25 protein-coding genes are annotated in these 26298 nt (G+C 69.6%); 11 read left to right on the forward strand and 14 right to left on the reverse strand.

All coding sequences use genetic code 11. The annotated features are described in order from the left end of the window. Positions 1-4: 4 nt before the first annotated feature. Both DEIMA_RS12335 and DEIMA_RS12340 read left to right on the forward strand, forming a co-directional pair. Entirely contained in the window at positions 5-364 is a 360-nt protein-coding gene (locus DEIMA_RS12335) for an ArsC/Spx/MgsR family protein (protein ID WP_013557596.1), read from the forward strand. A gap of 119 nt (positions 365-483) precedes the next feature. Next, the gene (locus DEIMA_RS12340; protein ID WP_013557597.1) at positions 484-1416 is read left to right on the forward strand and encodes a DUF4384 domain-containing protein; all 933 of its coding nucleotides are present in this window, start codon (positions 484-486) and stop codon (positions 1414-1416) included. A gap of 68 nt (positions 1417-1484) precedes the next feature. On the opposite strand, the gene DEIMA_RS12345 is transcribed toward DEIMA_RS12340, so the two are convergent. The 5 genes from DEIMA_RS12345 to DEIMA_RS12365 form a co-directional block, all read right to left on the reverse strand. Beyond that, positions 1485-2354 carry a carbohydrate ABC transporter permease gene (locus DEIMA_RS12345; protein ID WP_013557598.1) on the reverse strand — a complete coding sequence of 290 codons (870 nt, stop codon included), beginning with the start codon at positions 2352-2354 and terminating at the stop codon, positions 1485-1487. Beyond that, complete coding sequence (locus DEIMA_RS12350) at positions 2351-3460, reverse strand: carbohydrate ABC transporter permease (RefSeq protein ID WP_013557599.1); 1110 nt, start codon at positions 3458-3460, stop codon at positions 2351-2353. Before DEIMA_RS12350 ends, DEIMA_RS12345 begins: the two co-directional genes overlap by 4 nt. Before the next feature lie 148 nt (positions 3461-3608). Beyond that, complete coding sequence (locus DEIMA_RS12355) at positions 3609-4850, reverse strand: ABC transporter substrate-binding protein (protein ID WP_013557600.1); 1242 nt, start codon at positions 4848-4850, stop codon at positions 3609-3611. After that, complete coding sequence (locus DEIMA_RS12360) at positions 4847-6190, reverse strand: ROK family transcriptional regulator (RefSeq protein ID WP_013557601.1); 1344 nt, start codon at positions 6188-6190, stop codon at positions 4847-4849. The genes DEIMA_RS12355 and DEIMA_RS12360 overlap by 4 nt, the downstream gene beginning before the upstream one ends. 384 nt (positions 6191-6574) lie before the next feature. Beyond that, positions 6575-7474, reverse strand: a complete 900-nt coding sequence (locus DEIMA_RS12365; RefSeq protein ID WP_043817370.1) for a cation diffusion facilitator family transporter — start codon at positions 7472-7474, stop codon at positions 6575-6577. A gap of 101 nt (positions 7475-7575) precedes the next feature. Between DEIMA_RS12365 and DEIMA_RS12370 the strand changes: the two genes are divergently transcribed. Further along, positions 7576-8823 (forward strand): hypothetical protein, encoded by a 1248-nt coding sequence (locus DEIMA_RS12370; RefSeq protein ID WP_052303314.1) that lies wholly within the window; start codon positions 7576-7578, stop codon positions 8821-8823. Positions 8824-8868: 45 nt separating this feature from the next. On the opposite strand, the gene lysS is transcribed toward DEIMA_RS12370, so the two are convergent. The 3 genes from lysS to DEIMA_RS12385 all read right to left on the reverse strand — a co-directional run bounded on the left by lysS (position 8869) and on the right by DEIMA_RS12385 (position 11502). Continuing rightward, positions 8869-10392 (reverse strand): lysine--tRNA ligase, encoded by a 1524-nt coding sequence (gene lysS / locus DEIMA_RS12375; protein ID WP_013557604.1) that lies wholly within the window; start codon positions 10390-10392, stop codon positions 8869-8871. A gap of 87 nt (positions 10393-10479) precedes the next feature. Further along, a complete protein-coding gene (locus DEIMA_RS12380; RefSeq protein ID WP_013557605.1) occupies positions 10480-10962 on the reverse strand; it encodes a GreA/GreB family elongation factor in 483 nt (160 codons plus the stop codon). A gap of 165 nt (positions 10963-11127) precedes the next feature. Further along, a complete protein-coding gene (locus DEIMA_RS12385) occupies positions 11128-11502 on the reverse strand; it encodes a hypothetical protein (RefSeq protein ID WP_013557606.1) in 375 nt (124 codons plus the stop codon). An 83-nt stretch (positions 11503-11585) separates the two neighbouring features. On the opposite strand from DEIMA_RS12385, the gene recO reads away from it, so the two are divergent. The 3 genes from recO (at position 11586) to DEIMA_RS12400 (ending at position 15134) form a co-directional block, all read left to right on the forward strand. Next, the gene (gene recO, locus DEIMA_RS12390; protein ID WP_013557607.1) at positions 11586-12320 is read left to right on the forward strand and encodes a DNA repair protein RecO; all 735 of its coding nucleotides are present in this window, start codon (positions 11586-11588) and stop codon (positions 12318-12320) included. A 181-nt stretch (positions 12321-12501) separates the two neighbouring features. Beyond that, positions 12502-13719, forward strand: coding sequence for a PQQ-dependent sugar dehydrogenase (locus tag DEIMA_RS12395; protein WP_013557608.1), 1218 nt, complete (start codon positions 12502-12504; stop codon positions 13717-13719). Further along, the gene (locus tag DEIMA_RS12400) at positions 13716-15134 is read left to right on the forward strand and encodes a superoxide dismutase family protein (protein WP_013557609.1); all 1419 of its coding nucleotides are present in this window, start codon (positions 13716-13718) and stop codon (positions 15132-15134) included. The genes DEIMA_RS12395 and DEIMA_RS12400 overlap by 4 nt, the downstream gene beginning before the upstream one ends. An 84-nt stretch (positions 15135-15218) precedes the next feature. Here the strand turns inward: DEIMA_RS12400 and DEIMA_RS12405 are convergent, their stop codons facing one another. Further along, positions 15219-17063, reverse strand: a complete 1845-nt coding sequence (locus tag DEIMA_RS12405; RefSeq protein WP_013557610.1) for a glycosyl hydrolase family 18 protein — start codon at positions 17061-17063, stop codon at positions 15219-15221. A 212-nt stretch (positions 17064-17275) separates the two neighbouring features. Here DEIMA_RS12405 and DEIMA_RS12410 point away from each other — a divergent pair, with 212 nt between their 5' ends. Both DEIMA_RS12410 and DEIMA_RS12415 read left to right on the forward strand, forming a co-directional pair. Beyond that, on the forward strand, positions 17276-17464 hold the full coding sequence (locus DEIMA_RS12410) for a hypothetical protein (RefSeq protein ID WP_013557611.1): 189 nt from the start codon (positions 17276-17278) through the stop codon (positions 17462-17464). Between the two features lie 303 nt (positions 17465-17767). After that, entirely contained in the window at positions 17768-17956 is a 189-nt protein-coding gene (locus DEIMA_RS12415; RefSeq protein WP_013557613.1) for a helix-turn-helix transcriptional regulator, read from the forward strand. A 32-nt stretch (positions 17957-17988) separates the two neighbouring features. On the opposite strand, the gene DEIMA_RS12420 is transcribed toward DEIMA_RS12415, so the two are convergent. The 3 genes from DEIMA_RS12420 to DEIMA_RS12430 are packed head-to-tail and all read right to left on the reverse strand — an operon-like array spanning position 17989 to position 21064. Further along, positions 17989-19350: a phytoene desaturase family protein gene (locus DEIMA_RS12420; protein ID WP_013557614.1), complete on the reverse strand. Its 1362-nt coding sequence runs from the start codon at positions 19348-19350 to the stop codon at positions 17989-17991. Beyond that, entirely contained in the window at positions 19347-20222 is an 876-nt protein-coding gene (locus DEIMA_RS12425; protein WP_013557615.1) for a UbiA family prenyltransferase, read from the reverse strand. Before DEIMA_RS12425 ends, DEIMA_RS12420 begins: the two co-directional genes overlap by 4 nt. Then, positions 20219-21064: a beta/alpha barrel domain-containing protein gene (locus tag DEIMA_RS12430; RefSeq protein ID WP_013557616.1), complete on the reverse strand. Its 846-nt coding sequence runs from the start codon at positions 21062-21064 to the stop codon at positions 20219-20221. Before DEIMA_RS12430 ends, DEIMA_RS12425 begins: the two co-directional genes overlap by 4 nt. Before the next feature lie 246 nt (positions 21065-21310). Here DEIMA_RS12430 and DEIMA_RS12435 point away from each other — a divergent pair, with 246 nt between their 5' ends. The 3 genes from DEIMA_RS12435 to DEIMA_RS12445 are packed head-to-tail and all read left to right on the forward strand — an operon-like array spanning position 21311 to position 23705. Continuing rightward, complete coding sequence (locus DEIMA_RS12435; RefSeq protein ID WP_013557617.1) at positions 21311-22213, forward strand: MerR family transcriptional regulator; 903 nt, start codon at positions 21311-21313, stop codon at positions 22211-22213. Continuing rightward, a complete protein-coding gene (locus DEIMA_RS12440) occupies positions 22210-22824 on the forward strand; it encodes a helix-turn-helix domain-containing protein (RefSeq protein ID WP_013557618.1) in 615 nt (204 codons plus the stop codon). Before DEIMA_RS12435 ends, DEIMA_RS12440 begins: the two co-directional genes overlap by 4 nt. After that, positions 22821-23705, forward strand: coding sequence for an NAD-dependent epimerase/dehydratase family protein (locus DEIMA_RS12445; protein ID WP_013557619.1), 885 nt, complete (start codon positions 22821-22823; stop codon positions 23703-23705). The genes DEIMA_RS12440 and DEIMA_RS12445 overlap by 4 nt, the downstream gene beginning before the upstream one ends. A 61-nt stretch (positions 23706-23766) precedes the next feature. On the opposite strand, the gene DEIMA_RS12450 is transcribed toward DEIMA_RS12445, so the two are convergent. Beyond that, on the reverse strand, positions 23767-24243 hold the full coding sequence (locus DEIMA_RS12450) for a transcriptional regulator (RefSeq protein WP_013557620.1): 477 nt from the start codon (positions 24241-24243) through the stop codon (positions 23767-23769). Between the two features lie 331 nt (positions 24244-24574). Beyond that, the gene (gene crtI / locus DEIMA_RS12455; RefSeq protein WP_013557621.1) at positions 24575-26242 is read right to left on the reverse strand and encodes a phytoene desaturase family protein; all 1668 of its coding nucleotides are present in this window, start codon (positions 26240-26242) and stop codon (positions 24575-24577) included. Between the last annotated feature and the right edge of the window lie 56 nt (positions 26243-26298).

A 26298-nucleotide genomic window follows, 5' to 3' on the forward strand; every position in this document is an offset into this window, starting at 1 on the left:
GCGCATGCCGAGCGAAGTGAGCGTGCAGATTTTCGGGTTGAAGAAGAGCGCGGCGACGCGCGCCGCCGAGCGATTCTTCAAGGAGCGCAAGGTGAAGATCCATTACGTGGACCTCGCCGCGAAACCGATCAGCAAGGGGGAACTGGCGAGGTTCACGCAGAAGTTCGGCTTGACGGCGCTGCTGGACACGGAAGGCAAGGCGTACGAGCGCCTGAACCTCGCGTACCTGCGCCTCAGCGAGGACGGGTACGTGCAGCGGGTCATGGACCACCCAGAGCTGCTGCGCCTGCCGCTGGTGCGCGGCGGGAAGGTGCTGGCGTTCGGGGAGGACCCGGCGGCGTGGGCGCGCATGCTGGAAGGCTGAGCGGCTCTCCCCTGCCGGCGCGCTGGCGCACGGCGGCATGAGGGGGGACTGAGCGCACGCCTCAGGTGCTTCATGGGGCGCGTCAGGCTCGGGTCACTGCGCGGGGGCAGGATGACCCCATGAACAAGTTCCTGCTTCCCCTGACCCTGCTGCTCGGCACTGCGAGCGCGGCGCCGCAGATCAGCGCGCAGAGCATCATCGTGAACCCCGTGAAGCCCAGCCTGGGCGTGAAGGTCTGGACGGACCGCGACGCGACTGGCGCGCAGACGCCCATCTACCGCGTCGGTGAGCGCATCCGCCTGTTCGTGACGCCCAGCCAGGACGCGTACGTGTACCTGTTCAACGTGAACCCGGACGGCCGCGTCGACCAGATCCTCCCGAACAAGTTCGCGAGCGGCGACGCGTTCGTGAAGGCGAACACCGTCAAGGCGTTCCCGGGCACGAATGACCGCTTCACGTTCGATATTGCCGGGCCGAACGGCGTGAACAAGGTGCTGGCGCTCGCCAGCAAGACGCCGCTGAACCTGTCGCAGCTGAGCAGCTTCAAGAGCAGCCAGGACAGCTTCGCGACCGTGAACGTGACCGGGCAGGAGAAGTTCGCGCAGGCGCTCAGCATCGTCGTGAATCCCGTTCCGCAGAACAACTGGGTGACGGACACCGCGGCGTACAACGTGGCGGGCGCCACGCAGGCGACCCAGCCGGCCCCGCCCGCCGCGCAGCCGTTGGCGACGCAACCCGCGCAGAACGCGCCGGCGGAGCGCCAGAAGGTGCTGGTGCAGTCCATCACGACGCAGCCGGCGCAGAACGCACCCGCGTGGACGCAGTCCGGCGACTGGAAGTACAGCTTCACGAACCGTCAGCAGACGCTGCGGAGCGTGTACGACCACTACAACCGCGAACTGCAGGGCCAGGGGTACAAGATGGTCAGCATGAACGCGAAAGGCAACCAGATCACCGCGCAGTACCGTCGTGACGGGGGCACCGCGACCCTGACCGTGAAGGGCATGGGGAACAGCGGGAAGTTCGAAGTGCGCGTCCAGCGCCGCTCGTAACCCTCCACCATGAAAGAGAAGGCCACCCGGATGGGTGGCCTTCTCTTTTGTGCAGCTGGACTGTCAACTCAGCCTTTGACGGAGCCGGCGAGCAGGCCGCGCACGAAGTACCGCCCGAGCAGGATGTACACGAGCAGCGTCGGGAGCGCCGCGAGGATCGCGCCGGCCATGGGGAGGTTCCAGCTGACCGCCTGACCGCCCGCAAGCTGAGACAGCGCGTACGTGACGGGCTGGCTGCTGGGGCTGGTGAGCGTCGCGGCGAACAGGAACTCGTTCCAGACCTGCGTGAATTGCCAGATGATCACGACGACGAAGCCGGGGATGCTGATCGGGAAGATCACCTTGCTGTAGATGCTCCAGAAGCCCGCGCCGTCGATGGTGGCGGCCTCGATGAGCGCGTCGGGCACGTCCGCGTAGAAGTTGCGGAAGATCAGCGTCGTGATGGGCAGGCCGTACACGACGTGCGCGAGCACGAGCGCCCAGATGCTGCCGTACAGGCCGATGCTCTTCACGAACTCGAACAGCGGAATCAGGACGCTCTGGTACGGGATGAACATGCCGAACAGCATCAGCGCGAACAGGGTGTTGGCGCCGCGGAACTTCCATTTGCTGAGGGCGTACCCGTTGAGGCTGCCGATGACGGCGCTGAGCAGCGTCGCGGTGACGGCCAGGAACAGGCTGTTGCCGAGGTTCCCGCCGATTTTCGCCCACGCTTCCGAGAAGCTCGCCCAGTTGATGATGCGGGGGAACTGCCAGGTGGTGGCGAGGTCAATGGATTCCGGCGTTTTGAGGGCCGTGATGATGAGCAGGTAGATGGGCGTGAGGAAGAACAGCGCCGCGATGATCAGCCCGAGGTACATCAGGGGGCGCCCGATGTTCATGCGGGGGCGGTTGCTGCTCTTGGCCGTGACGCCTTTGGGGGCGGGAGTGGTCGTCATGCGCGTTTCTCCCCTCGGAACTGGCTGGCGAGGTACGGGACGATGATGATGGCCACGAGGATCAGCAGGACCACGCCGATGGCGGCACCGACGGCGAACTGGTTCGCGCGGAACGACGTGATGTACATCAGCAGCGCGGGCACGGAGGTGGGCGCGTTGTCCGGGCCGGTCATGGCGTACACGAGGTCGAAGATCTTCAGGCTGATGTGCCCGAGGACGATCATGGCGCTGAGTGTGATGGGGGCGAGCAGCGGGAACACGACGTGGCGGTACGTGCCCCATTCGTTCGCGCCGTCCACGCGGGCCGCTTCGCGCAGCTCGTCGGGGATGCCGCGCAGGCCGGCGAGGTACAGCGCCATGGTGTAGCCGCTCATCTGCCAAATGGCGGCGATGAGGATGCCGATGAAGGCGATGTTGAAGCCGTGCAGTTCAGGGACGGGAATGAACTTGAGGCGCGGGGCGACGAGCAGCGCCCAGGCGAGCAGCAGCGCGGCGCACGCGAAGGCGACGATGGTGCGCGTGCGGTTCGCGTCGCGCAGGGCGCGGACGCCGACGGCGGCGAGGACCACGGCCACGACGATGGCGGTGATGAGCGGGACTTTGTTCCAGTCGAACTGCCAGATGCTGGAGCGGCTGGTGAGCCACTCGTACTTGTCGGGGTCCAGGCCGAACAGTTTGTTCACGCCGCCCTGGGGTTGCAGCATCCAGCGCCAGATGGTGCCTGTCACGATGAACGACAGGCTCATGGGGAACAGGAAGATGGTGCGCCACAGCCCTTCGGCTTTGGGGTTGCGGTCGAGCATCAGCGCGAGGCCGAGGCCCAGGCCGAGGCAGCCGGCGATGAAGAACACCGTGAAGAACAGGGTGTTCACGAGGTCCTGGCGGAAGCGGGCGTTCAGCAGGCTCGTGAAGAGGTCCTGGTAGTTCGCGAGGCCGATGAAGTTGTGCTTGACGGTGGTGTCGAGCGCCAGGGAGTTGTTGCCCCAGTCGGTCAGGCTGGTGTAGCCGGTGCGGATGATAAAGCCGTACACGAACACCGCCAGCAGAATCACGGACGGTGCGAGGACGAGCATGGACCACAAGCGGTCCGTAGACAGGCGTTTCACAGGGGGCGTCCCCTCCTTTCAAGCGAGAGGACGGCGGGGGGCCGCCGTCCCGGTTCGCTCATGACGTGCCTTGCAGGCGTGCGCGGGCGCAGCGCGCCGGCGCGTGGACGCAGCGCGCGGTGGAGGGTTTCTCCACCGCGCGGGTGCGTTACTTGCCGAGGCCGGCTTTGTCCGCGAGTTGCTGCGTGGTGGCCGCGGCGACCTGCGCGTTGCGGCTGGCGACGAACGCGTCGATGACCGTGCCGAAGGTGCTGGTGAAGCTTTCCGGGGCGACGGCGCCGTGCGTGAGGCTGCCGACGATCTTGTTGCTCTTCCAGTCCTTCGCGGCGCTCTGGCTGTAGGTGCTGTACTTGCTCAGGTCGCTGTCGACGCGCGCGGCGATGCTGCCCTTGAGCGGGTTGAAGGTGTCCTGGCCCTGTTTGCTGCCGAGCAGCTTGAGCCAGCTGAGGGCTTCGGCGCGGTCCTTGGCGCCCTTGGGCAGGCCGAAGCTGTCCGCGAGGAAGATGAAGGTGCCGCTGGTGCTGGGGCTGGGCGCCCAGCCGAAGCCGGTGCCGGGCTTGAGTTTCTTGGTGGTGCTGAGGTAGCCGGCGGCCCAGTCACCCATGATGTTGAACGCGGCCTGGCCGTTGACGACGCGGTCGGTGGCCTGCTGCCAGGAGAGGCCGGAGGCGTCCTTGTTCGTGCAGTCGAGGACTTTGCCGAAGGTGTCCCAGACCTTCACGACTTTGGGGTCGGTGAACTTGAGCTTGCCGCTCCAGAGGTTCTGCCAGCCCTGCGCGCCGAGCGTGCCGACGGCGACGCTTTCCCAGAGGTGCTGCTGCGTCCAGTTTTCGCCGAGGGCGAGGGGCGTGACGTTTTTGGTCTTGAGGGTCTTGCAGGTGGTGAGGAACTGGTCCCAGGTCTTGGGCGCGGTGACGCCCCACTTCTTGAGGTTGGCGGGGATGTACCACATGACGTTGCTGCGGTGCACGTTCACGGGGACGCTCCAGATGCCGCCTTTGCTGCTGATGAGCGGGAGGAGGTCTTTGGGGAACTTGGTGGTCCAGCCTTCGCTCTTGAAGAGGCTGCTGAGGTCCTCCATGCGGTTCGCGACGACCCAGGTGCCGATGAGTTCCTGGCCGGCGTGCGCCTGGAAGCTGTCTGGCGGATCGCCGCCGAGCATGCGGGTCTTGAGGACGGCCTTGGCGTTCGTGCCGGCGCCGCCGGCGACGGTGGCGTTCACGACGTCGACGCTCGGGTACTTCTGCTTGTAGAGCTTCACGAGCGCTTCGAGGGCGGGGCCTTCGTCACCGGACCACCAGGAGAAGATCTCCAGTTTTCCGGCGGCGCTGGCGCTGCTGGCCAGCAGCGCCGCGGTGGTGACGAGCAGGGCGGCTTTGATTCGTTTCATGTGGTCCCTCCTGGGATGAGCGTGGGGCGTGTTTGGAGCGCGGTCCGGTCGGTGCCCGTGTGGGCGACGAGCAGTGGGGGCGCGCGGGGTGGAGCGGGGGCGTAGGCGCTGCCGTTCGCGACGGCGTACAGGTGGCGCAGGCCGGTGGGCGTGAAGAGGTGGTCGAGGAGCATGACGCCGGCGCCGAGCACGGTGGTCATGGCGCCGAGCGTGCCGAGGTCGATGTGCACGCGGTCGCGGTTGATGCTCATGGCGCGGTGCTGGACGACGGCGCGCACCGCGTGCAGCAGGGGCTCGCCGGCGCGCGAGAGGGTGCCGCCGAGGACCACTGCGCCGGGGTTGAAGAGGTTGAGCATGGTGGTGACGGCAATGCCGAGGTGCTGCCCGGTTTCCTGCCAGACGCGGCGGGCGAGGGGGTCGCGGTCGGCGGCGCGCATCAGGCCGGTGAGGTCGGTGTCGGCGGGCAGGCTGGTGGTGGCGCCGGCGCGGGCGTATGCGCGGAAGATGTCGAGGATGACGGGGGCGCTGGCGTAGCTTTCCAGACTGCCGGGGTTGCCGCTGCGGCCGGCGGGGCCGTGTTCGTTGATGCTGATGTGGCCGACTTCGCCGGCGCCGCCGCGCGCGCCGCGGTGCAGGCGTCCGCCGAGGATGACGCCGGCGCCGATGCCGGTGGCGGCCTTGACGTATACGAGGTCGGCGGTGCCGGCGCGCTGCCCGAAGCGGTGTTCGGCGAGGGCGCCGAGGTTGGCGTCGTTGTCGACGTACACGGGGGCGGGGTAGGTGCGTTCCAGGTTGCCGGCGACGTTCTCGTCGTCCCAGCCGCGCATGTTGGGGGGGCTGACGACGCGGCCGGTGTGGTGGTCGACGGGGCCGGGGATGCCGACGCCGATCATGGCGACGCGTTCGACGCTGACGCTGGCGTCGGCGAGCACGGCGGCGATGAGTTCGTGAATCGCGGCGTAGGTGCGCTCCGGGCCGGTCTGGATGTCGTGGGGGACTTCGCGGGTGCTGAGGACGCGGCAGCGCAGGTCGAGCAGGGCGGCGCGGACGTGGGTGGCGCCGAGGTCGACGGCGATCAGGAAGGCGGCCTGCGCGTTGAGGGTGAGGACGGTGGCGCGGCGTCCGGCGTGGTGGCGTTCGCGGCGGCCGACTTCGAGGACCAGGTGCGCGGCGTGCAGTTCGTTGATGATGCTGCTGATGGCGCTGCGGGACAGGCCGACGCGGGCGGCGAGGTCGACACGGGCGAGGTCTTCGTGCCAGAGCTGGTCGAGGATCAGCAGGGTGTGGCGGGCGCGGACGGCGGCGGGGTCGAGGACGTCGGTGCGGGCGTGGTGGGGCATGGGTTCACCTCCTTTGCTGCGGGGCCGAATCTTCCGTTTTTTCGGAACTTACGAAGGGAATCTACGCGCTGCTCTGCGTGTACGTCAAGCGAAACGGCACGTTGCGAGGGCGTTGACGGGGGACGAAACCGCCACAGCAATCAATTGCAGCGCCGGACCTGCGCGCTTCCGTTCCTGGGTTGACTTGATTGCAAGGTAGGGTGAGGTGATTTTGTTTGTCAAATGAACAAATTAATCTTTATCTCGTCTGGGAACGCTTCCAGACAGGTCATTCCAGTGCCGAATTGGCCTGCAAAAGTGGCCGAAGCCCGCCCAGACCACGCCGAGCAGTAACCACCAACGCGCATTTCTCCACCCGAAGGTGTAATGCTGGGGGCACGCCCATCACAGCCGCAGGTCCAGTTTGGTCCCCTGCGCGAACGCTTCCGGCTCCACGTGAATGACAATGCTCACGTCCGGCAGCACCTCATGGATACTCGCCTCGATGTCGTCCATCAAGTCATGCGCCGCCTGCAAGGGCAGCGCGCCCGGCAGCACCAGATGAAAATCCACGAACGCCGCCCGACCCGCCCGGCGCGTCCGCAGGTCGTGGTACTCCAGAAATGCCCCCCGGTGCCGCTCGATGGCCGCCCGCAGGCGCTCCACCTCCCCGGCCGGCAGCGTTTCATCCAGCAGGCCCCCCAGCGACCGCCGCACCACCCGCCACGCCACCACCAGAATGCCTAGGGCCACCGCTAGACCCACCAGCGGGTCCAGCCACGACCACCCCGTCAGCATGGCCACCAGCACGCCCGCCAGCACGGCCGCGCTGCTCCACACGTCGCTCAGCACGTGATGCCCGTCGCCCTCCAGCGCCACGCTCCGCTGCGCGCGCCCCACCCTCACCAGATACGTCCCGACCGCGGCATTGATGGCGCTCGCCAGCACCGTCAGCGCCACGGCCGAGCCACTGAACTCCAGGTACTCCGGGTGCAGCAGCCGGCCCACGCTCGCCTCCACAATCAGCGCGCCCGCCACGCCGATCAGGAGCCCCTCCGCGAAGCTGCTGACGTACTCCGCCTTCGCGTGCCCGTACGGGTGCGACGCGTCCGCCGGGCGCGCCGCGAACCGCACGCTCAGGCCCAGCAACAACGCCGCCGCGATGTTCACGGTGCTTTCCAGCGCGTCCGACAGCAACCCGACCGACCCGGTCAGGGCGTACCCGCCGAGCTTCAACGCAAACACCGCCACGCCCGCCAGCAGGCTCAGGCGCGCGGCCCGCGCCGCCGGAGATTCAGAGGTCATCTGCGCAGCCATGATGTTGCGGTCCCGCCGCACACCGAGTGTACCGGGCGCAAGCGCATGTGCGCCCGCCGCCACCCCGGGCGCATGCCACCATGCCCGGCATGGGCCGTCACCACCGCACCGCCACGCTCCTCGCCTGCACCGTCCTCGGCGCCGCACACGCCGTCACCCTGCGCCTGTACCCGGACTTCACGGAGGTGCGCGCCGCCGCCCGCGCCCCGAACGGTGCCATCACCGTGAGCTTCCCGCCGGGCGTCGCCCCGCACGTCATCCCCGGCAGTCTGGACCTCGAGAGCGTGCGCGTGCTGTCCATGACGACCCGCAAAGTCCCGTCGTGGCTGCGCACCCAGGAGGGCCGGACGGTGTGGTGGGCGCGCGCCGGGAAGGACACCCCCGTCACGCTTGTCAGCGCCGAGGACCTCGTGGTCCGCGACGCGCAGGGCCGCTACCGCACCGTGAGCCTGCGCGACCTGTCATTCGGCGGACGCCCGCCCGCCAACCCGCAGGCGCGCGACACGCAGTACACCTTCCGCGTGCAGGGGCAGAACGCCACGCTGAGCTACCTGACGCGCGGCGTGCGCTGGTCCGCGCGGTACACGCTGCGCGCCAGCGGCAAAACAGCCACGCTCACGGGCCTCGCGGACCTCCGCAACGCCACCACGCAAGCGCTGAAGGTGGACGCCGGGGCGGAACTGTTCGCCGGGGCGGTGCAGCTGCGCTCACAGGCGGGAGACCTGCCGTACCCGACGCCCACGACCGCCGGATCCACCTCCGAGGGGTCGACCCCGGCGGTCGTGTCCGTGGGGAGCCTGCGGGGCCTGCAGCGGTACACCCTGCCGCAGGCCTTCACGCTGCCCGCCGAGGCGACCCTCACCCTCCCCTTCCTGAACCCCGCCGTGACCCTGAGCCGCTACAGCGCCCTGAACATCCCGTTCAGTGCCACGAGCAGCGACGGGAACCTGCAGCGCGCGTACCGGATGCGCGCCGACGCCTTCCTGCCCGGCGGCGCCCTCACCGTCCGCGACGAGAACCGCATCGTGGGACAGACGCGCCTCGGCGACACCCCCCCGAACAGGGCCGTGGACCTGAAGCTCGGTGCGGACCCGGACGTCACGTACACCCGCACCGTGAAGGTCATCGCACGTGACCGCGCGAGCAGCACGTACCGCGTGACCCTCACGGCCCGCAACCGCCGCGCCAGCCCCACCCGCCTGGACGTGCGCGAGTACCTGCCTGCCGGCGGGCAGGTGAGCGGTGAGGCGCAGCAGACCGCGTCGGGCCTGCAGGTGCAGGCGCCGGTGCCCGCGCGCGGGAGCGTCACGCGCACGTACACTGTCGAAACCCGCTGACGCGCGAGGGGCCCCGGCGGGCTCCGGAGCCCCTCGCGTCCGGCGTTACGCCTCGTCTTTGGGTTCGCCGCCCGTGCCTTCGGGACGCAGCAGCGGGAACAGCAGCACGTCGCGGATGCTGTCGCTGCCCGTGAGCAGCATGGCAAGGCGGTCAATGCCGATGCCGAGGCCCCCGGCGGGCGGCATGCCGTACTCCAGGGCAAGCAGGAAGTCCTCGTCCTGCGCGTGCGCCTCGTCGTCGCCGGCGTCGCGGCGCTGACTCTGCGCCTCGAACCGCTCGCGCTGGTCGAGCGCGTCGTTCAGTTCACTGAAGGCGTTCGCCAGCTCGAACCCGCTGCAGAACACCTCGAAGCGTTCCGTGACGCCCTCGCGCTCGCGGTGCTTCTTGGCGAGCGGGCTGATGACGACCGGGTGGTCCATCACGAACGTCGGGTTGGTGAGGAGCGGCTCGACGTACTCGCCGAACAGCTTGTCGAGCAGCTTGTAGTCCGGCACCTTGCGCCACTCCGGGTGGCGCTCGTCGCAGTACGCGCGGAGCTTCTCGAAGTCCAGCGGGTCGAAATCCAGGTCCGGCACGTGCTCGCGCAGGCCGCCGAGGTAGTCGACGCGCGCGAACGGCGGCGTGAAGTCCAGCGTGCGCCCGCCGTACTCGAAAGTGTAGCTGCCGTGCACCTCGCGCGCCAGGCCGCTCAGGAGATCCTCGACCAACTTCGCGATGTCGCTGTAATCCACGTACGCCCAGTACAGCTCCAGCATCGTGAACTCCGGGTTGTGCGTCCGGTCGATGCCTTCGTTGCGGTACACGCGGCCGATCTCGTAGACCTTCTCGAACCCGCCGACGAGCAGGCGCTTGAGGTACAGCTCCAGGCTGATGCGCAGCTTGAAGTCGTGACTCAGGGCGTTGTGGTGCGTCATGAACGGGCGCGCCTCCGCGCCGCCCGCCGTGACCTGCAGCGTGGGCCCTTCCACTTCCACGAACCCCTGCTGGTCGAGGGTGTTGCGGATGAAGCGGATCATGCGGCTGCGGGCGAGGAACTTCTCGCGGGCGCCCTCGGTCACCATCAAGTCGAGGTAGCGGCGGCGCGCGCGGAGCTCCTCGTCCTGCAGGCCATGGAATTTGCTGGGCAGCGGGTGGAGGCTCTTCACGAGCGGCTGCCATGCTGTGACGCGCAGCGTGAGCTGCCCGGTGCGCGTCACGAACGGGAAGCCGGTCACGCCGACAATGTCGCCCAGGTCGAGTTTCTTGGTGGCCTCGAAGTCCGCGGTGTCCTGCTTGCTGAAGTGCAGCTGGATCTTGCCGCGTTCGTCCTGCAGGTCCGCGAAGGCGGCCTTGCCCATGTGGCGCATCAGGGTGATGCGGCCCGCGAGGGCGTAGGTTTCCTCCGGCCACTCCTGGCCGGGCTCCACCTGCGGGTGCGCGGCGAGAACGTCGGCTGCGCCGTGCGTTTTCGGGTAGCTGTACGGGTGCGTGTCGAAGCCTGCTTCGTTCAGGGCCGCCTGGTTGTTGAGGCGCGCGATCGTCTGCTCATGCAGCTCGCGGTGCGCGCTGGGGTGCTCGCCGTCGGACATAACGCGCAGTATAAACGCCGCCCCTCTGGCCGGGCGCGCCCGCGCCCGGTCCCTGAACGGCGAACGCGCAGCCTCGGGGCCGCGCGCTCAGTATTCGACGTTCTTGACTTTGTATTTGACCTGTTTGCCGTTCTCGAGGTTCACGACGAAGCTCTCGCCGGTCTTGCGCCCGAGCAGTTGCGTGCCGACCGGACTGTCGTCGCTGATTTTCGGGAGGCTGCCGCCGAGGACGCTCGCTTCGGGAGCGCTGACGATCTGCACGCGCATGTCTTTTTTGGTGGCTTCGTTGTGCAGCACGACGATCGCGCCGAGCGCCACGTGCCCGGCGTCCTCGCTGTGGTCCTCAATGAGGGTGGCGCGCGCGAGGGTGTCCTCAAGGTCGTCGATGCGCGCCTCGATGCTCATCTTTTCGCGCTTGGCGTCTTCCAGCCCGGTGTCCTCGTTGTCGGCGGAGGCTTCCATCTGCTCCTGCAGGATGCGCGTGGCTTCTTCCAGGCGCTCACGCTCGTGATCGAGGGTTCTCTGAAGGCGCTCGAAGCCTTCACGGGTCAGTTTGATGTCTCGTGCCATGCGCCCTCCGCTCACGTGCTCGGGTGGAAATGGAACTGCTGGGGTGGATTGCACCGCAATTCTGCCACAAAGGCCCAGGGGCGGCAACAGAACGTTTTTCCGCGCGCCTGGCGCCGGACCGAGCCGGGGTGACGCGGGGCCCGGCTCAGGTTGCGGGGCGCCGGTTCAGGCGTGTTCGATGGGGAACACGCGGTCCGCGAGCGCACTGAGGCGGGCGGCCCCGGCGCGCTGCTGGCAGGCGGGGGTGTTCGTGCACAGCGTGAGGTACAGGTAACGGCGCGCGGCGACGCCGACGCGGTACACGTTCACCTCGTCGCGGCTGCGGGTGACCTGACACAGGTCGCACATGAACGCGGCCTTCCCGGCGCGTTCCAGCGGTTCGAGTTCGGCGAGCTGGTCGCCCTGCACCAGCGCGAGGCGCCCGTCCGGAACCGGATACAGGCCCAGGGTCGTGCGTTCGGTCGGGCCGTCGCCGTACTCCTCGCGGGCGGTGTCGGGAAACAGTTCGCGCAGCAGGTCGCGCTCGCTGTGGTCTTTCATGCGCCGTATTGTACGGGCGTCGCGGCGTGCGAAATGGGCGCTCCGTGCCGTTCCCGCGCGGTCCGGGGCGGTACAATCTGTGGGTGAGGTCCCGCACTGCGAACCGTGTCGGCATCGTGATCCGACGGGCTGTGATGCCCGCCGGCGACGTAATCCTGACGCTGCTGACACCCCAGGGGAAAGTGAAGGGTATTGCGCGCGGCGGCGCGCGCGGCGCGCTGATGAGCCGCCTGAATCTGTTCCAGCATCTCGCGGTGCAGCTGTACCAGACGCCGAACAATGACCTGGCGACCATCCAGCAGGCGACGCTGGAGGGCGCGCTGCCGCGCCTGTCCGAACCGGAACGCTACCCGCTCGCGCACCTGCTGGCGGAACTCGCGGACGCGCTGTTTCAGGAGGGTGAGCACAGTGAGCAGGCGTTCGAGCTGTTCGCGGCGGCGCTACGCGGCGTGGCGTTCCAGCCGGACCCGGAGTGGGTGGCGCTGGTCATGAGCTACAAGCTGCTGGCCTTCGCGGGGTTCGTAACGCGGGCGGAACGGTGCGCGCGCTGCGGCGCCGCGGACCCGACGGGGCTGGACGCGCTGAGCGGGCACGTGGTGTGCCGCGCATGCTCGAACCTGCCACGCCTGCCGGATGAGCTGCTGGGGTTCCTGCGGAGCGTGGCGCGCACCAGCGTGCGCGGCCTGATGGAGGTGCCGCTGCCGCGCGAGGTACGCCCGGCGGCGTGGCGGGCGCTGGAGCGGTTCGTGACGGCGCAGGTGGGGGACGTGCGGTCGTGGCGGTCCCTGGTGAGCACGCAACTGCCCGCCACCGCCTGAGCCACATCTCCGCCCGCCGTCGTTTTGGGTGTGGCGCCACTTCACCAACGTTCGACGTCAATTGAATGTCGGTTCGCCTACCGGGTGAGAAAACCCGGTAGGCGAACTGGACGGACGCTCAAGCGACCCACAATGGGCGCCCACGCACGCGCTGCCTACAATCACCGCGGAGGGTACCTCAATGAAGCACTACCTCACGCTGGCGCTCGCCTGCGCCACTCTTGCGGGCGCGCAGGCCACCCCGACCGTCCCGCAGCCGTCTCCCCTGCCGCCCGACCAGACTCCACAAACCCTCAACGCCACCATCAACGAACCCAAAGCGCTCGGGTTCACACCTGAGCAGCTCGCGCGCCTGCGCGTCCCCGCCGGGTTCACCGTGAAGGTCTTCGCCAAGGACGTCGGCAACGCCCGCATGATGCAGGTCATGCCGGACGGCACCGTGTACCTCACGCGCCGCAAACAGGGCGACGTCATGATGCTCCGCGACACGGACAAAGACGGGGCCGCCGACGTGCAGCAGATCGTCGCGCAGAACCTGAACTTCATCAACGGCATCACCGCCCGGGACGGCAAACTGTACCTCGCCACCGACAAGCGCGTGTGGGTGGCGGACATCCTGCCCGGCGGGAAGCTCAGCGTGCCGCGCGTGTTCGTGGACGACCTGCCCGATGCGGGCCAGCACCCGAACCGCACGCTCGCATGGGGCCCGGACGGCTTCCTGTACGTCACAGTCGGCAGCACCTGCAACAACTGCATGGAAACCAACCCCGAGAACGCCACCATCCTGCGCGTCGCGCCGGACGGCAAATCCCGCGAAGTGTACGCGCGCGGGCTGCGCAACACCATCGGGTTCGGGTGGCACCCCACCAGCAGGAAGCTCGTGGGCCTCGACCACGGCAGCGACTGGCGCGGCGACGACCAGCCGCCCGAGGAGATCAACGTCATCGAACGCGGCGTGCATTACGGCTGGCCGTACTGCTTCGCGGACCAGCAGCCGGACCTGTACGGCACCGCCGACCCCCCAGGGAACGTCCCCAAGGAGGCGTTCTGCAAGACCACCCGCGGCCCCGCCCTCACGTACACCGCGCACGCCGCGCCCATCGGGATGGTGTTCTACACCGGCAGCATGTTCGGCGCGGAATACCGCAACGACGCGTTCGTGGCGATGCGCGGCTCCTGGAACCGCACGACGCCGAGCGGGTACAACATCGTCCGCATTCACTTCGACGCGAACGGCACGCCTGTGAGCACCGAGGACTTCGTGAGCGGCTGGGCGTACCAACAGGACGGCCGTGACGTGCAATTCGGGCGCGTGGCGGGCGTCGCGCAGTACACGGACGGGTCGCTGCTGATCGCCGAGGACCAGAACGGCGTGATCTACCGGGTGGTGAAGCCATGAACGCGAAACGCAGCAGGATCGCGGTGCTGGGCGCGCTGCTGACCGGCGCGGCCCTGGCCGGCGGCGCGGGCGTCATGGCCCTGAACGCCACGCCGAGCCGCGCGACCGCGAACCTCCTCAACGAGACCGGGGCGGTGGTCGGCACGGCCACGTTCGAGGCCGTCACGGGCGGCACGCGCGTGACCGTGCAGGCATTCGGGCTGACGCCGGGCATGCACGGCATGCACGTTCATGACCGCGGCGCGTGCGTGCCCGGCATCGACCCGGAGAAGAACATCGTCGTGCCGTTCGGCGGGGCGGGCGGGCACCTCGATCCGCACAGCACGCACAACCACGACGACCCGACCGCGCCGAACACCGTCGGGCACACCGGCGACCTGCCCATGCTGCAGGCGGGCACGGACGGCCGCGCGAACGCGGCGTTCACCAGCAGCAAGATCATGCTGGTCGGCGAGGACACCATCCTGGAGCGCAGCCTCGTGGTGCACGCGAACGCCGACGATTACGCCACCGACCCGTCTGGGAAGTCCGGCGCGCGCGTGCTGTGCGGCCGGATTCTCGCGAGCGACGTGAGCGCCCGCACGTACGCCCTGCCGGGCACCGAGACGTACCCGGAGGGCGTCGTGGTGCGCGGGAATGTCGTCCTGAGCGGCAGCGCGCGTGACGGCACCATCTACGCCGTGAATGCCGAGAGTGGCGCCGTGAGCGTGTTCTCGCCGGGCGGCGCGATGGGGCGCCAGTCCGCGCTCGGCCTGAAACTCCACGAGAATCACCTGTACGTGGCGGGCGGAGCGACCGGCATGGTGAGCGTCCTCGACGCGCGCGACGGCACGCCCGTCACGACGCTGAAGTCCCCGCCGAGCCCGCAGGCGTTCATCAACGACCTCGCGGTCACGCGGGACGGCGCCGCGTACGTGACGGACAGCAAACGTCCGGTGATCTTCCGCGTCCGCCCGGACCTGAAGGTCATGGAAGCATGGCTGGACCTGCAACGCACGCCCATCCGGTACGCGCCGGGCGTGAACCTGAACGGCATCGTCGTGACGGCGGACAGCCGGGCGCTGCTGGCCGTGCAGACGAACACCGGACAGTTGTGGCGCATCGACCTGGCGTCCAAGGCGGTGCGCGAAGTGAAGCTCGACGGCGGGCCGCTCGTGGGCGGCGACGGGCTGCTGCTGCGCGGGAACACGCTGTACGTCGCGCAGAACAGGATGAACGCCGTGACGCGCGTGGATCTCGCCGCGGACGGCCTGAGCGGCCGCGTGGTGGGCATGAACGGCGTGACGGGCCTGCGGTACCCGTCGACGCTCGCGGCGCTCGGCGACGACGTGGTCATCGTGAACAGCCAGCTCGACAAGATGAGCGGCGGCGTGCCGGAAACGCCGTTCACGCTGACGCGCACGAAGCTGTTCTGAGCGGTGCAGCGTCAACGCGGCGGCCCTACGGGCCGCCGCGTTCCGGTGTGCCCCTGGCTGGGGCCGAGGCCTGAGCGCTCGGGGTCACTGCACCGGGGCGAGGTTCGGGAGGGCCTGCGTGCAGTCCGGACCGGTACTGAGGATCTTGCACACGAGCTGCCCGGTGGCGTTCACGCTTGCGGCGCCGCTGGGCGCGGGGGCATACACCCGTTCCTTCCAGATCTGCCAGATCATCATGCCGTCGCCACTCCGCCCGCGGGCCTTGACGTAGTTGGCGAGCGTTTCGACGTTGTAGATGGTGCTGGCGTCGTTCAGGCCGTTGTACATCAGGCCGTCCCAGTTGGGGCCGACGTTGACGCTGGCGTCCCGGTTGAGTTTCAGGACGGCGCCGCCAGACCCTTCGGGCGCGACTTCCAGGCCCATGGCGATGGGGCCGGCGTAGATGGCGCGGTACGCTTCGAACGCTTCGCGCGGGTCGAAGTAGGTGCCGGCGTCGTACGACATCAGGTTGATGTGGCTGAGGAGGTTGCCGTGGTTCTTGACGAGGTTGTACATGGTGCCGCCGTACGGGCTGCCCCACTGCACCTTGCCTTCTTCCCAGTTGGTGCCTTTGACGTAGTACGCGCCGGTGGACCACCCGGCGATGCTGATGCCGAGGTTGAGGTTGCGGCTCTTGATGGTGTTGCTGAGGTTCACGATCAGGGCGCTGATGACACTGTCCTGGCTGCACGCGAACTGGTCCGCGCCGAGTTTGTTGCAGCTGCTGCCGCTGGCTTCCCAGTCGATGTCGAGGCCGTCCACGCCGAGGTCCTGCGCGAGGTCGACGAGGGCAGTGGGGTTGAAGCGGTCCCAGCCGTGCTGTTCGTTGCTGTACGTCCAGCCGCCCACGGAGAGGTAGACCTTGGTGCCGCGCGCGCGGAGGTTGCGGATGTTGGTGATGAGCGTCTGGGCCTGCGCGGGCGTGAAGGTGCGCTGGCCGGCGTTGGTGGTGGCGCCTTCCGCGAACTGCAGGCCGGTCTGCGTCTGGTCGAAGGCGAGGCTGCCTTTCTTGTAGGCGAGGGCGGGGTTCACGAACGCGAGGTTCACGTGGGTGTAATAGCTGGGGATGATCTGCGGCGTGAAGTCGTTGATGCTGGCGTTCCAGGTGCTGGCGTACCCGACGTAGATGGCCTTCCCGGTCGGCGTGGGGGTGGCGGTGAGGTTGACGGTGACGGGGGCGGCGGCGGAGGTTCGGGTGTTGCCGGCGGCGTCGTAGGCCTTGGCGGTGTAGCTGTAGCTGCCGTTCTGGGCGCTGCTGCTGAACGCGTCCGTGGCGCTGTAGGGGCTGCTGGTGTCGGTGGCCAGCAGCGTCGTCCCGCGGTAGAACTCCACCTTGCTGACCCCCACGTTGTCTGCGGCGGTGGCCGTGAGGGTCACGTTTCCGGCGCTGGTGAGGGTGCTGGGGGTGGCGCTCAGGCTGACGGTGGGCGCGGTGGTGTCCCCGCCCGGGGTGGGGGTGGTGCCGCCGCTGCAGGGGGCGCCGTTGAGGGTGCAGGTGTTCACGCCGCTGTACGTGCCGCTGCCGCCGTAGTTCACGGTGACGCTGCCGTTCGCGGGGATGGTGCTGCCGCCCCAGGTGTTGGGGGTGATGGTGACGGTGCCGTCGCTGGCAGTGGTGACGCTGCCGCCGGCGCCCCAGACGCTGGTGGTGCTGGCGGCGCCGTTGAATTTGAACTTCAGGGTCCAGGTGGTGAGGGGCGTGCTGGTGGGGTTGCTGAGCGTGATGACGCCGTTGAAGCCGCCGTCCCAGCTGCTGCTGGTGCTGAAGGTCGCTGTCGCGCTCGTTGCCTGCCCGTGCAGGGCGCTGGTGCCCGGCGTGCCGGGGCTCTGGGCGCATGCCACCAGGGTCAGCGCGAGCGTCAGGGCAGTGGCGATGTGTTTGATGGTCATGGTGTCCCTCCCCAGGGCGAGTGGCACGCTCTGCCCGGAAATAAATCCCAGACAGAGCGTTGCATATAGAAATATTTTCCGACGTCTGCATTCTGCTCTCTGGACAAAGGCCAGAGAAGTACGCCGCGTTACGTTCCGATACTCGTCAACTCTCAAAGCCTCTGGAACTCCTAATGCCCAGAATTCTTGACATCAGGACAAGGAGAGTAGACATGCCATTCCGTAACGCCAACGTCCTGAACGCCGCCATCCTCGGCGGCCTCGACACCACCCTCCTCATCCCCGCCGCCCAGCACCCGAACGCCGGCGCACTCACCCAGGCCCTGCCCACCCTTGTTCCCGGCATCGCCCTGCCGGCCCTGATCATCAGCGTCGCGGCGACCCGTCGCCCCCGCACATGACGTACAAAGGTCACCTCCAGAGCCGCCAATGGCCCTACCCACTCGCGCAGGCGCTCCTGGCCATCCTCGCTTGCGCCCTGCTCGTCTTCGGGCCCAAAGGTCACGTGAACGTCCCAGCGACCGCCCTACCGTTCCTCGACGCCGTGCACTTCAACAACGGGACCGTCACAGCGACGAGTACCAGCGCACCCTCATTCTCAAGAGCGTCGTCGTGGCCTTCCTCGTCGTCATGATCGCCCTGATAATCATGGTGTTCGTCACTGCGGCCTCCTCGGCGGAGTACCTTCCGCCGCACCGCTCATCGTGTACGGCGTAGACTACGGCCTGTTCGCTTTCACGCAGGCCGACCTCGCCCAGCACATGCAGGTGTCCCGGCAGACCATCAATGCCCTCGAAACCGGCAAGTACGACCCCAGCCTGCCGCTCCCCTACAAACGCGCGCGGCTGTTCGGCGTGCGCGTCGAGGACGTCTTCCCCGACGAAGCCCCCTGAACGTCCGGCCGGGGAGCGTTCAGGCCCAGACGTTACAGCCGTGAGCGCGCCATCAGGGTGTCCACGATCAACGCGCCCCCCAGCACGGCCGGAATGCCGCCGCCCGGGTGCACGCCGCTGCCCGCCTGCCACACGCGCGCGTGCGGGCGGTACGGCGTGGGATGGAACGGCCCGGCCCGCCACGCAGGAGGCGTGAGGCCATAAATGGCGCCGCCCGGCGTGCCGAGCCGGGCGTAGTCCGCCGGGCTCAGGACAGCGGTAGCCTGCGCGGACGCCAGCAGCCCCGGCTGCCCGAGCGTGCGCTCCACGCGTGCCAGCTGCCCCTGCACCCACGGGTGCGTGAGGTCCATATCGAGGCCCGTGGCGGGCGCGGTCAGCAGGACGCTCAGCTGACGACCGTCCGCGTGGACGAGTGTCATGGTGCCGGCCGGAAGGGCGGGTATCCGGCGGGCGTCGTCGAGCGCGTCAAGGTCGTCCGGCAGCAGGACACTGGTGGGCGGGAGCGGCGCGGGGACCGGCAGCGCGGCGTATATGGCCAGGCCGGACACGCTGCGCTGCCCGCGCGGTTCGGGGCGGCCCAGCAGGCGCGCCGTGACGCCCGGGTCGAGGGTGCTGACGAACAGGTCGTGCCGCACGGTCGCACCGCCGTGCAGTGTGGCCTCTGCCCTGCGCACGTCGAGGCGCTCCACGGGCGTGCCTGAGCGCACCTGCACCCCGGCTTCCGCGCCGAAGCGCAGCAGGGTGTCCAGCAGGGCGCCCATCCCGGCGGCGGGGCGCGCGACGTCGTGCGCGATCAGGGCGGGCAGCAGGGCGTACAGGGCGCTGCCGCTGCGTGGGCCGACGCCGGCGTTCAGGGCGTGCGTGGCGAGCGCCGCGTGCAGGGCGGGTGGGAGGCGCAGGGCGCGCAGGTACGCGTGCGCGCTGACGTGCGGGCCGAGGACGCGGCCCAGGCGGGCGCTCGCGGTGACGAACTGCGGGTCCGTGAGGCGCGGCGGGCGCGTCAGCAGGTCCGTGATGGCGTCGCGGGCGGGCGCAGCGGCGCGCACGTACCGGGCCCAGTGCGGGTACAGCGGGTGCCCGGGGGGGACGGGCAGGGGGACCGGCCCGTGCGGCGTGTGGTGCACGCCCAGCCCGCCCGGCAGGGGCCGCAGGTCGAGCGGGTCCGAGCGGCCGAGCCGCTCGAGGTACGCGCGCCACACGCCCGGGAAGGTGAACAGGCTCGGGCCGGTGTCGAAGATGAGGTCCGCGACGGGCAGGCGCCGGAGTTTCCCGCCGGGGGTGCCCGCTTCGTATACGGTGACGGCGTGGCCGCGCCGGGCGAGGAGCGCCGCGAGCGCGAGGCCCGCGAGGCCGCCGCCGAGCACGCCGATGCTGCGGGCGCCGGGCGTCCTCATGGGAACAGGGCGTGCCCGCGCGCGAGGTGGTACACGAGCTGCACGCCGCTGGCCGCGCCGATCAGCCACGGGCTGATGATGCTGGCCGGGTACAGGCGCCGCGCGGTTGGGACGTCGGGCGTCTGCAGCAGCCGCAGGGCGAGCCCGCCCGCCACCAGCCACACGGCGGCGGCGCTCACGACGCTGAGCGGGAGCAGCAGCGCGCCCGCGAGCACGAACCACGCGCCCGCGTACTGCACGGCGCCGCGCACGCCGAGGCGCGTGGCGACGGTGCGGACGCCGGCGAGGCGGGCCACGTCGAGGTCCTGGATGGCGTCGAAGGCGTGCTTCCCGACCGAGTACGCCATGAGTGCGCCGAGGGCGTTCGCGTTCGGTGTGTGCCCGAGCGCCAGGGCGGGCACGGCGAGCGGCAGGGCGTACGCGACGTTGCTGAGCCCGTCAAGGAACGGGCGGGCCTTGAGGCGCGCGGGCGGTACGCTGTACGCCGCGAAGAGGGCGCCCGCGAGGAGCAGCACGCCCAGCGCGGCGGAGGGCAGCAGCAGCGCGAGCGCCACCAGGAACGGCCCGTTCAGCGCCGTGATCCAGCCGAGCAGCGGGCGCCGTTCCGCCACGAGCAGTTGCGCGCCCTGCACGCCGCCCTTGCGGGGGTTCGCGGCGTCCTCCGCGTGGTCCGCGAGGTCGTTGAGGCCGTAGATCAGCAGGTTGAACGGCAACGTCAGGTACGCGAGCAGCGTGAGCCACCATGCGGAGAACGTCCACAGGGTGCCGGTGAGCCACAGGCCCGTGACGGCCACGCCGAGCGTGTTGACCCACAGGGCGGGCCGGGCGATCAGCAGTAGGCGCGCGGGCGTCAGGGTGCGCCCGGTCGTCATTCGGCGTGCGCGAGGGTGCGGGCGCGCACGGCGAGGTCGTCCAGGCCTCGGTACGGGAGGTGCAGCAGGTCCGCGAGGCGTTCGGTGGGGAGGTTGCCGACGAGGGCGTCCCCGGCGAACGGGCAGCCACCGAGGCCGCCGAGCGCGCCCTCGAACCAGCGGATGCCGGCGTCTAGGGCGGCCTGCGCGAGGGCGGCGGCGCCGTCCGGGCGGGCGTGGAGGTGCACGCCGAGGCCGTCGGCGCCGAAGCGCGCGGTGGCGCGTGCGCTCAGGGCACGCACGAGGTCCGGGGTGGCGCGGCCGACGGTGTCCGCGAGGGCGACGTCCTGAATGCCGAGGTCGCGGACGCGCGCGACGGCGTCGAGGGTGGTGTCGGGCGTCCAGGGGTCTCCGTCGGGGTTGCCGAAGCCCATGCTGAGGTACACGACGAGGCGCTTCCTGGCGTCGCGGGCGCCTGCAGCCAGGTCCGCGAGGAGCGGCCAGGACTCCTCGACGGTGCGGCCGGTGTTGCGCACCTGGAAGGCGTCGCTGACGCTCAGGGGGTAGCCGACGCTGGTGACGCGCGCCTGCGTGGCAGCGCGTTCCAGGCCGCGGGCGTTCGCGATGATGCACAGGTAGTCGCGGCCGGCCGGGTCCGGGAGTTCCGCGAGGACCGCTTCGGTGTCCGCGAGTTGCGGGATGGCGCGGGCACTCACGAACGACCCGAGGTCGAGGTGCGTGAAGCCGGCGTCCAGCAGGGCGTGCAGGTGCTCGATTTTCGCGGCGGTGGGGATGGTGGTGTGCAGGCCCTGCCAGGAGTCGCGGGGGCATTCCACGTACGTGACGGGCGGCGTGGCGGTCATGACGTGAGTATACGGACGGTCCGGCCCGCCCGGGTGGGGCGCTGGGCGTTCAGACGTTGTACACGCGCGGGCAGTTGCGGCAATCCTTACGGTGTCGGACGAACAGGCGTGGCCGAATGAGGCATGATCGCGGCGGCGAGTTTCCCCCCATGCCATAGTGTGGTTCCGCAGGGTCGGCGCGGCCCGGCGCGGTTCGCGGCGATCCACGCCCTGTTCATCAAACATTCCACACGCGCAGGGGGCGTCATGTCCAACGTGTCCAACAACGCCACCGGCCTGTATACCACCAGTGAGGTGGAGGCCCGCACCGGCGTGCCTGCCACGACGCTGCGTCAGTGGGAACGGCGCTACGGCCTGCCGAACCCCACGCGCAGCGCCAGCGGGTACCGCCTGTACAGCGAGCACGACCTGCAACTGATCGAGTTCATGCAGTTGCAGCTCGCGCGAGGCATCACGATCAGCCGCGCCGCGGAACTCGCGCGCGCGCGGCCCGAGGAGCTGCCGGCGCAGCCGGCCACGGTGTCGCTGGCGGCAGAACTGTGCGCGGCACTGATGCGCGCCGACCACACGCGCGCCGGGGAGATCCTGAGCCGCGCGCACGCGCACCTGAGCGTGGAGCGCGTGCTGATGGAGGTAATCACGCCGACGCTCGTGGAGATCGGCATGCTGTGGGAGCGCGGCGAGATCACGGTCGCGCATGAGCATCAGGCGAGCGCGTACCTGCGCGCTCGCCTCACGGCCATGCTGGAGTTCGCGGGGACGGACACGTGGGGGCCGAGCGTGGTGCTGGCGTGTGCGCCGGGTGAGCAGCACGAGCTGGGGTTGCTGATGGTGGCGGTGGTGCTGCGGCGCGCGGGCGTGCGCGTGCACTACATGGGCGCGAACACGCCGCTGGCGGACCTCGCGGTGTACGCGCGGCTGGTGGGCGCGCGGGCGGTGCTGCTGAGCCTGAACGGCACGGTCGCCCTGGATGAGACGCGCGCGCACCTGCGGGACCTGGCGGACCTGCGCATGCCGGTGTTCTACGGCGGGTCGCTGATGAACGCGAGCCCGGAGGTCGCGGAGACGCTGGGTGGCCTGTTCGCCGGGCCGGACGCGGTGCAGGCCGCGCGGCAACTGCTCGCGGCGTTGCGGGAGGCGGGCGCGTGAGCGTGCGGTTCCGCTGCGCCCGCGGCGAGTTCGTGTATCAGCAGGGCGAGCAGGCGGCGCGGCTGTACCGTGCCGAGACGGGCCTGCTGCGGCTCGCGCGCACGACGGGACGCGGGCGGACCGTGACAGTCCGGCACGTGCTGCCCGGCGATTACTTCGGAGAGGACGCGCTGCAGGGTGCCGTGCGTGCACAAGGGGCGGAGGCCCTCACGAACGCCACCATCACCCGTTTCGAGGCGGCGGACCTGGACGGCGACACGCTGCTGGACCTCACGCGGAACCTCGGGGAGCAGCTGCGGCGCGCGATGATGCATGAGGTGCACCTGCAGAGCGGTGACCTGCGGCAGCGCCTCGTGCGGTACCTGCTGGAACTCGCAGACACGCCGCTGGGCGCGGAGGACGCCGAGAATCACCTGTACGTGCGCGCAACGCATGAGCTGCTGGCGGAGGGCAGCGGGAGCACGCGGGAGAGCGTGAGCAAGATCATCACGGACCTGCGGTCCGAAGCGCTGATTGAGAGTGGATACCGGCACGTGACGCTGCTGGACCTGGAGGGCCTGCGGACCATCGCGGCGCCCGCCACGGCGTCCGGCGAGGAGGTGCAGGCATGAGTGCGCAGCGGGTGCTGGTGACGGGCGCGAGCGGGTTCGTGGGCCGCGCGGTCGTGGCGGCGCTGGCGGCACGTGGGCACGCGGTGTTTGCCGGGTCACGCGGTGGGGCGGACGTGGCGGGCGCGCCGGGCGTGCCGCTGGACGTCACGGTGCCGGATGAGGTGACGCGCGCGGTGCTGCGGGTGCAGCCGGACGCGGTGGTGCACCTGGTGGGCATCATCGAGGCGCGCGGGAATCAGACGTTCGAGCGGGTGCACGTGGAAGGCACCCGGAACGTGCTGGCGGCCCTGCCGGACGGCACGCGGTTCCTGCACATGAGCGCGCTGGGCGCGCGGGTGTCATCGGCAAGCGCGTACAGCAGCAGCAAGGCGCGCGCGGAGGGGCTGGTGCGGGCGAGTGGCCTGCCGTTCACGATCTTCCGGCCGAGCCTGATTTTCGGTCCGGGGGATGACTTCTTCGGGCGGGTGCTGCGGGAACTGGTGCTGGCCGCTCCGGTCGTGCCGGTGATTGGCCGTGGGGACTTCCCGTTCCGGCCGGTGAGCGTGCGGGACGTGGCGCTTGCGTTCGTGAACGCGCTGGAGCGCGCGCATACGGCGACGCGAACGTTCGAGCTGACCGGCCCGCAGGAGTACACCTTTGAGGCGCTGTTGCAGCTGGAGTTGCAGGCGCTCGGTCGGCGTAAGCCGTTGGTGCACGTGCCGCTGGGCCTGATGAACCTGGCAGTGCCGCTGATGCAGGTGCTGCCGCGCCCGCCGATCACGCGGGATCAGTACGCCATGCTCACCGAGGGGAACACCGCCCCGAACGAGCCGGCACGCACGGACCTGGCACTGCCGATGGACCGCCTGGAGGACGCCCTGCCGGGCATCGTGCGGCGCTGAGGTCAAAGGCGAGGGCCCCGCAAGACGGATCTTGCGGGGCCCTCGCCTTTGGTGGGGTCGTTCAGGCGACCTGTTTGCTGCTCTGGTCGACGCGCGCTTCGCGGAGGCGGAAGATCACGAGGCTGCCGACGAAGGTGCAGGTGATCAGGCCGTGCGCGTTGAGGAGGCTGAAGGCGGCCATGACTTCCTCGCGGGTCATGCGGAGCTGCTCGGCGGTGTGCAGAGCGCTGTCGGCGCGGCCTTCGAGGTACGCCTTGACTTTCTTGGCGTTGGCGGTGAGGGGCGTGGCGGGCACGTCGGCGAGGCCGGGGTCGGCGAGGCCGTACACGGCGCGGGTGCCGGTGCCGGGGAGGCGGCGCACACGGCCCTGGTCGAGCAGGCTGGCGAGCGCGGCACGCAGGTGCGACAGGGCGAGGCCGGTGGTTTTCGCGAGTTCGGTCTCGACCCACTCGGGCTTGCTGTCAAGCGCGGCAAGCACGAGCTTTTCGTTGGCGCGACGGGTTTCTTGCAGGTCTTCGACGGTGGGGGGGTTAAACATCGCGTTCCTCCGAGATGGGGTCACTGCTTGGCACTGCGACCGTTCACGCCGAAAGGGGGGTGGGCGTGTGACCGCAGGGGTTGGGTGGCTGAGATGCGCGGCGCGGCTGAGTAACGATCACTCACCATGAGCGCAACTTTCCTATTGTTACATGCCGAGGAGGGTTTTTGATGAGAGCGACGTTGACCGGGCACGCAGATCGGGGCCGGCCACACTGCGATCAGCAGCACGCACCGGGTTCTTCCCCTGGTTATCAGTATGCGCCACCCGCATGAATCGCGACCGGGAGCGGTGTGAGAAGCGCGCCCGGTCCGGTAAAGTGCGCGTCAGGTCAACGCGGCTCGGCGCCCACGGCGACTGCCGCAGAACCATGAACGAGGTCCGCGTGCACCCCGAAGTCCTGCGCGATCAGGCGCGCGGTCATCTTGGCGCTCATCATGACGCTCGGCGTGCCCGCGCCCGGCTGCGCGCCGGCGCCCACGAGGTACAGGTTCCGGACGTCCTCGGAGCGGTTGTGCGGACGCATGAACGCGCTCTGCGCCAGCAGCGGCTCTGGCCCGAACGCGTTCCCGAGGTGCGCGCCGAGCGTCCCCTCGAAGTAGTCCGGCGTGATGTGCGACACGTGCGTGAGGCGCGCGCGCAGGTTCGGGATGTGCCCGCGCTCGTCGAGGAACGTCAGAACCCGGTCCACGAGCGCCGGGCCGACCTCCGCCCAGTTCAGGCCGCTGCCGTTGTGCGGCACGGGCACCAGGGTGTACGCCGCGTGGTGCCCGGCCGGCGCGAGGCTGGGGTCGGTGAGGGTCGGGACGTGCAGGTACTGGCTGAAGTCGTCGGCGAGGTGCAGGTTCCGGAAGATGTCCGTGAGCAGGCCCTCGTAGCGCGGGCCCAGGATGATGTTGTGGTGCCGCAGGTCCAGCGGCCGGCCGTCGTCGCGGAACCCGAAGTACACGACCAGCAGGCTCATGCTCTGCCGCGCGAGGCGCACGCGCGCGTCGGAGTTCACGAGGCGCGCGCGCGGCTCCACGAGCTTCATGTAGGTGTTCGCCCAGTCGCCGTTGCTGACCACGACGTCCGCGTGCAGTTCCTCGCCGCCCTGCAGGCGCACGCCGCGCGCCACGCGCGCGCCCAGCGGGGCGCGCACGGGCCGCCCACGGTCGTCGGTCACGAGGATGCGCTCCACGGGGGCGGCGAGGCGCAGCGTGCCGCCGAGTTCACGGTACTTGCGCACGAACGCGTCCACGAGCGCGCCCGTGCCGCCCATGGCGTAGTGAATCCCCCAGGTCTTCTCGACGAAGTGGATCATGGCGTAGATGGCGGGCACGCTCAGGGGGTTCCCGCCGACCAGCAGCGTCTCGAAGCTGAACACCTGCTGCATCTTCGGGTTGCGGAAGTACTTGCGGGTGAAGCTGAACAGCGTCCGCACGGCGTCGAGGCGCAGGAGGTCCGGCACGACGCGCAGCATGCTGGGTAGGTCCCCGAAGTGCGTGTACCCGAGTTCCAGGAAGCCCCGTTCGAAGATGGCGCGGGCGTCCGCGTGGAAGCGTTCGTACGCTTCGAGGTCTTCGGGGGCGAGCGCGCGGATCTGCGCGCGGGTGCTGTCCGGGTCGCCGTCGTAGTCGAAATGCGTGCCGTCGTCGAAGATGATGCGGTAGAAGGGCAGGATCGGCACGAGCCGCACGTAGTCGCGGGTGCGCGGGCCGCCGCTGTCGCCCTCGCGGACGCGTTCGGCGTGGCGCACGTGCTCCGGGAAGTCCGGGTCGTGCAGGCGCCCACCGTCGCGTTCGAGCGCGAAGAGTTCCTCAATGAAGTGCGGCACCGTGATGACGGTGGGGCCCATGTCGAACACGTACCCGTCCGGTGTGCGTTTCTGGTAGGCGCGGCCGCCGGGCTGGTCGAGCGCCTCGACGATGGTGGTGTCGAACCCGAGGCTTTGCAGGCGGATGCCGAGCGCGAGGCCGCCGAAGCCCGCACCAATGATGATGGCCGTTTTACGTCGCACGAAGGTCAGGTCTCCAGTGTGGGGCAGCGCGGGAGCGCCGGGGGAGGTGGGGTGGG

It is taken from the genome of Deinococcus maricopensis DSM 21211, from assembly GCF_000186385.1.
Taxonomy (GTDB): Bacteria; Deinococcota; Deinococci; order Deinococcales; family Deinococcaceae; genus Deinococcus_B; species Deinococcus_B maricopensis.

What these genes read in the sequence shown, in the direction of transcription:
- DEIMA_RS12335 (WP_013557596.1), top strand. Translation starts at nt 5, where the DNA reads ATGCCGAGCGAAGTGAGCGTGCAGATTTTCGGGTTGAAGAAGAGCGCG.
- DEIMA_RS12340 (WP_013557597.1), top strand. Translation starts at nt 484, where the DNA reads ATGAACAAGTTCCTGCTTCCCCTGACCCTGCTGCTCGGCACTGCGAGC.
- DEIMA_RS12345 (WP_013557598.1), bottom strand. Translation starts at nt 2,354, where the DNA reads ATGACGACCACTCCCGCCCCCAAAGGCGTCACGGCCAAGAGCAGCAAC.
- DEIMA_RS12355 (WP_013557600.1), bottom strand. Translation starts at nt 4,850, where the DNA reads ATGAAACGAATCAAAGCCGCCCTGCTCGTCACCACCGCGGCGCTGCTG.
- DEIMA_RS12360 (WP_013557601.1), bottom strand. Translation starts at nt 6,190, where the DNA reads ATGCCCCACCACGCCCGCACCGACGTCCTCGACCCCGCCGCCGTCCGC.
- DEIMA_RS12365 (WP_043817370.1), bottom strand. Translation starts at nt 7,474, where the DNA reads ATGACCTCTGAATCTCCGGCGGCGCGGGCCGCGCGCCTGAGCCTGCTG.
- DEIMA_RS12370 (WP_052303314.1), top strand. Translation starts at nt 7,576, where the DNA reads ATGGGCCGTCACCACCGCACCGCCACGCTCCTCGCCTGCACCGTCCTC.
- lysS (WP_013557604.1), bottom strand. Translation starts at nt 10,392, where the DNA reads ATGTCCGACGGCGAGCACCCCAGCGCGCACCGCGAGCTGCATGAGCAG.
- DEIMA_RS12380 (WP_013557605.1), bottom strand. Translation starts at nt 10,962, where the DNA reads ATGGCACGAGACATCAAACTGACCCGTGAAGGCTTCGAGCGCCTTCAG.
- DEIMA_RS12385 (WP_013557606.1), bottom strand. Translation starts at nt 11,502, where the DNA reads ATGAAAGACCACAGCGAGCGCGACCTGCTGCGCGAACTGTTTCCCGAC.
- DEIMA_RS12395 (WP_013557608.1), top strand. Translation starts at nt 12,502, where the DNA reads ATGAAGCACTACCTCACGCTGGCGCTCGCCTGCGCCACTCTTGCGGGC.
- DEIMA_RS12400 (WP_013557609.1), top strand. Translation starts at nt 13,716, where the DNA reads ATGAACGCGAAACGCAGCAGGATCGCGGTGCTGGGCGCGCTGCTGACC.
- DEIMA_RS12405 (WP_013557610.1), bottom strand. Translation starts at nt 17,063, where the DNA reads ATGACCATCAAACACATCGCCACTGCCCTGACGCTCGCGCTGACCCTG.
- DEIMA_RS12410 (WP_013557611.1), top strand. Translation starts at nt 17,276, where the DNA reads ATGCCATTCCGTAACGCCAACGTCCTGAACGCCGCCATCCTCGGCGGC.
- DEIMA_RS12420 (WP_013557614.1), bottom strand. Translation starts at nt 19,350, where the DNA reads ATGAGGACGCCCGGCGCCCGCAGCATCGGCGTGCTCGGCGGCGGCCTC.
- DEIMA_RS12425 (WP_013557615.1), bottom strand. Translation starts at nt 20,222, where the DNA reads ATGACGACCGGGCGCACCCTGACGCCCGCGCGCCTACTGCTGATCGCC.
- DEIMA_RS12430 (WP_013557616.1), bottom strand. Translation starts at nt 21,064, where the DNA reads ATGACCGCCACGCCGCCCGTCACGTACGTGGAATGCCCCCGCGACTCC.
- DEIMA_RS12435 (WP_013557617.1), top strand. Translation starts at nt 21,311, where the DNA reads ATGTCCAACGTGTCCAACAACGCCACCGGCCTGTATACCACCAGTGAG.
- DEIMA_RS12445 (WP_013557619.1), top strand. Translation starts at nt 22,821, where the DNA reads ATGAGTGCGCAGCGGGTGCTGGTGACGGGCGCGAGCGGGTTCGTGGGC.
- DEIMA_RS12450 (WP_013557620.1), bottom strand. Translation starts at nt 24,243, where the DNA reads ATGTTTAACCCCCCCACCGTCGAAGACCTGCAAGAAACCCGTCGCGCC.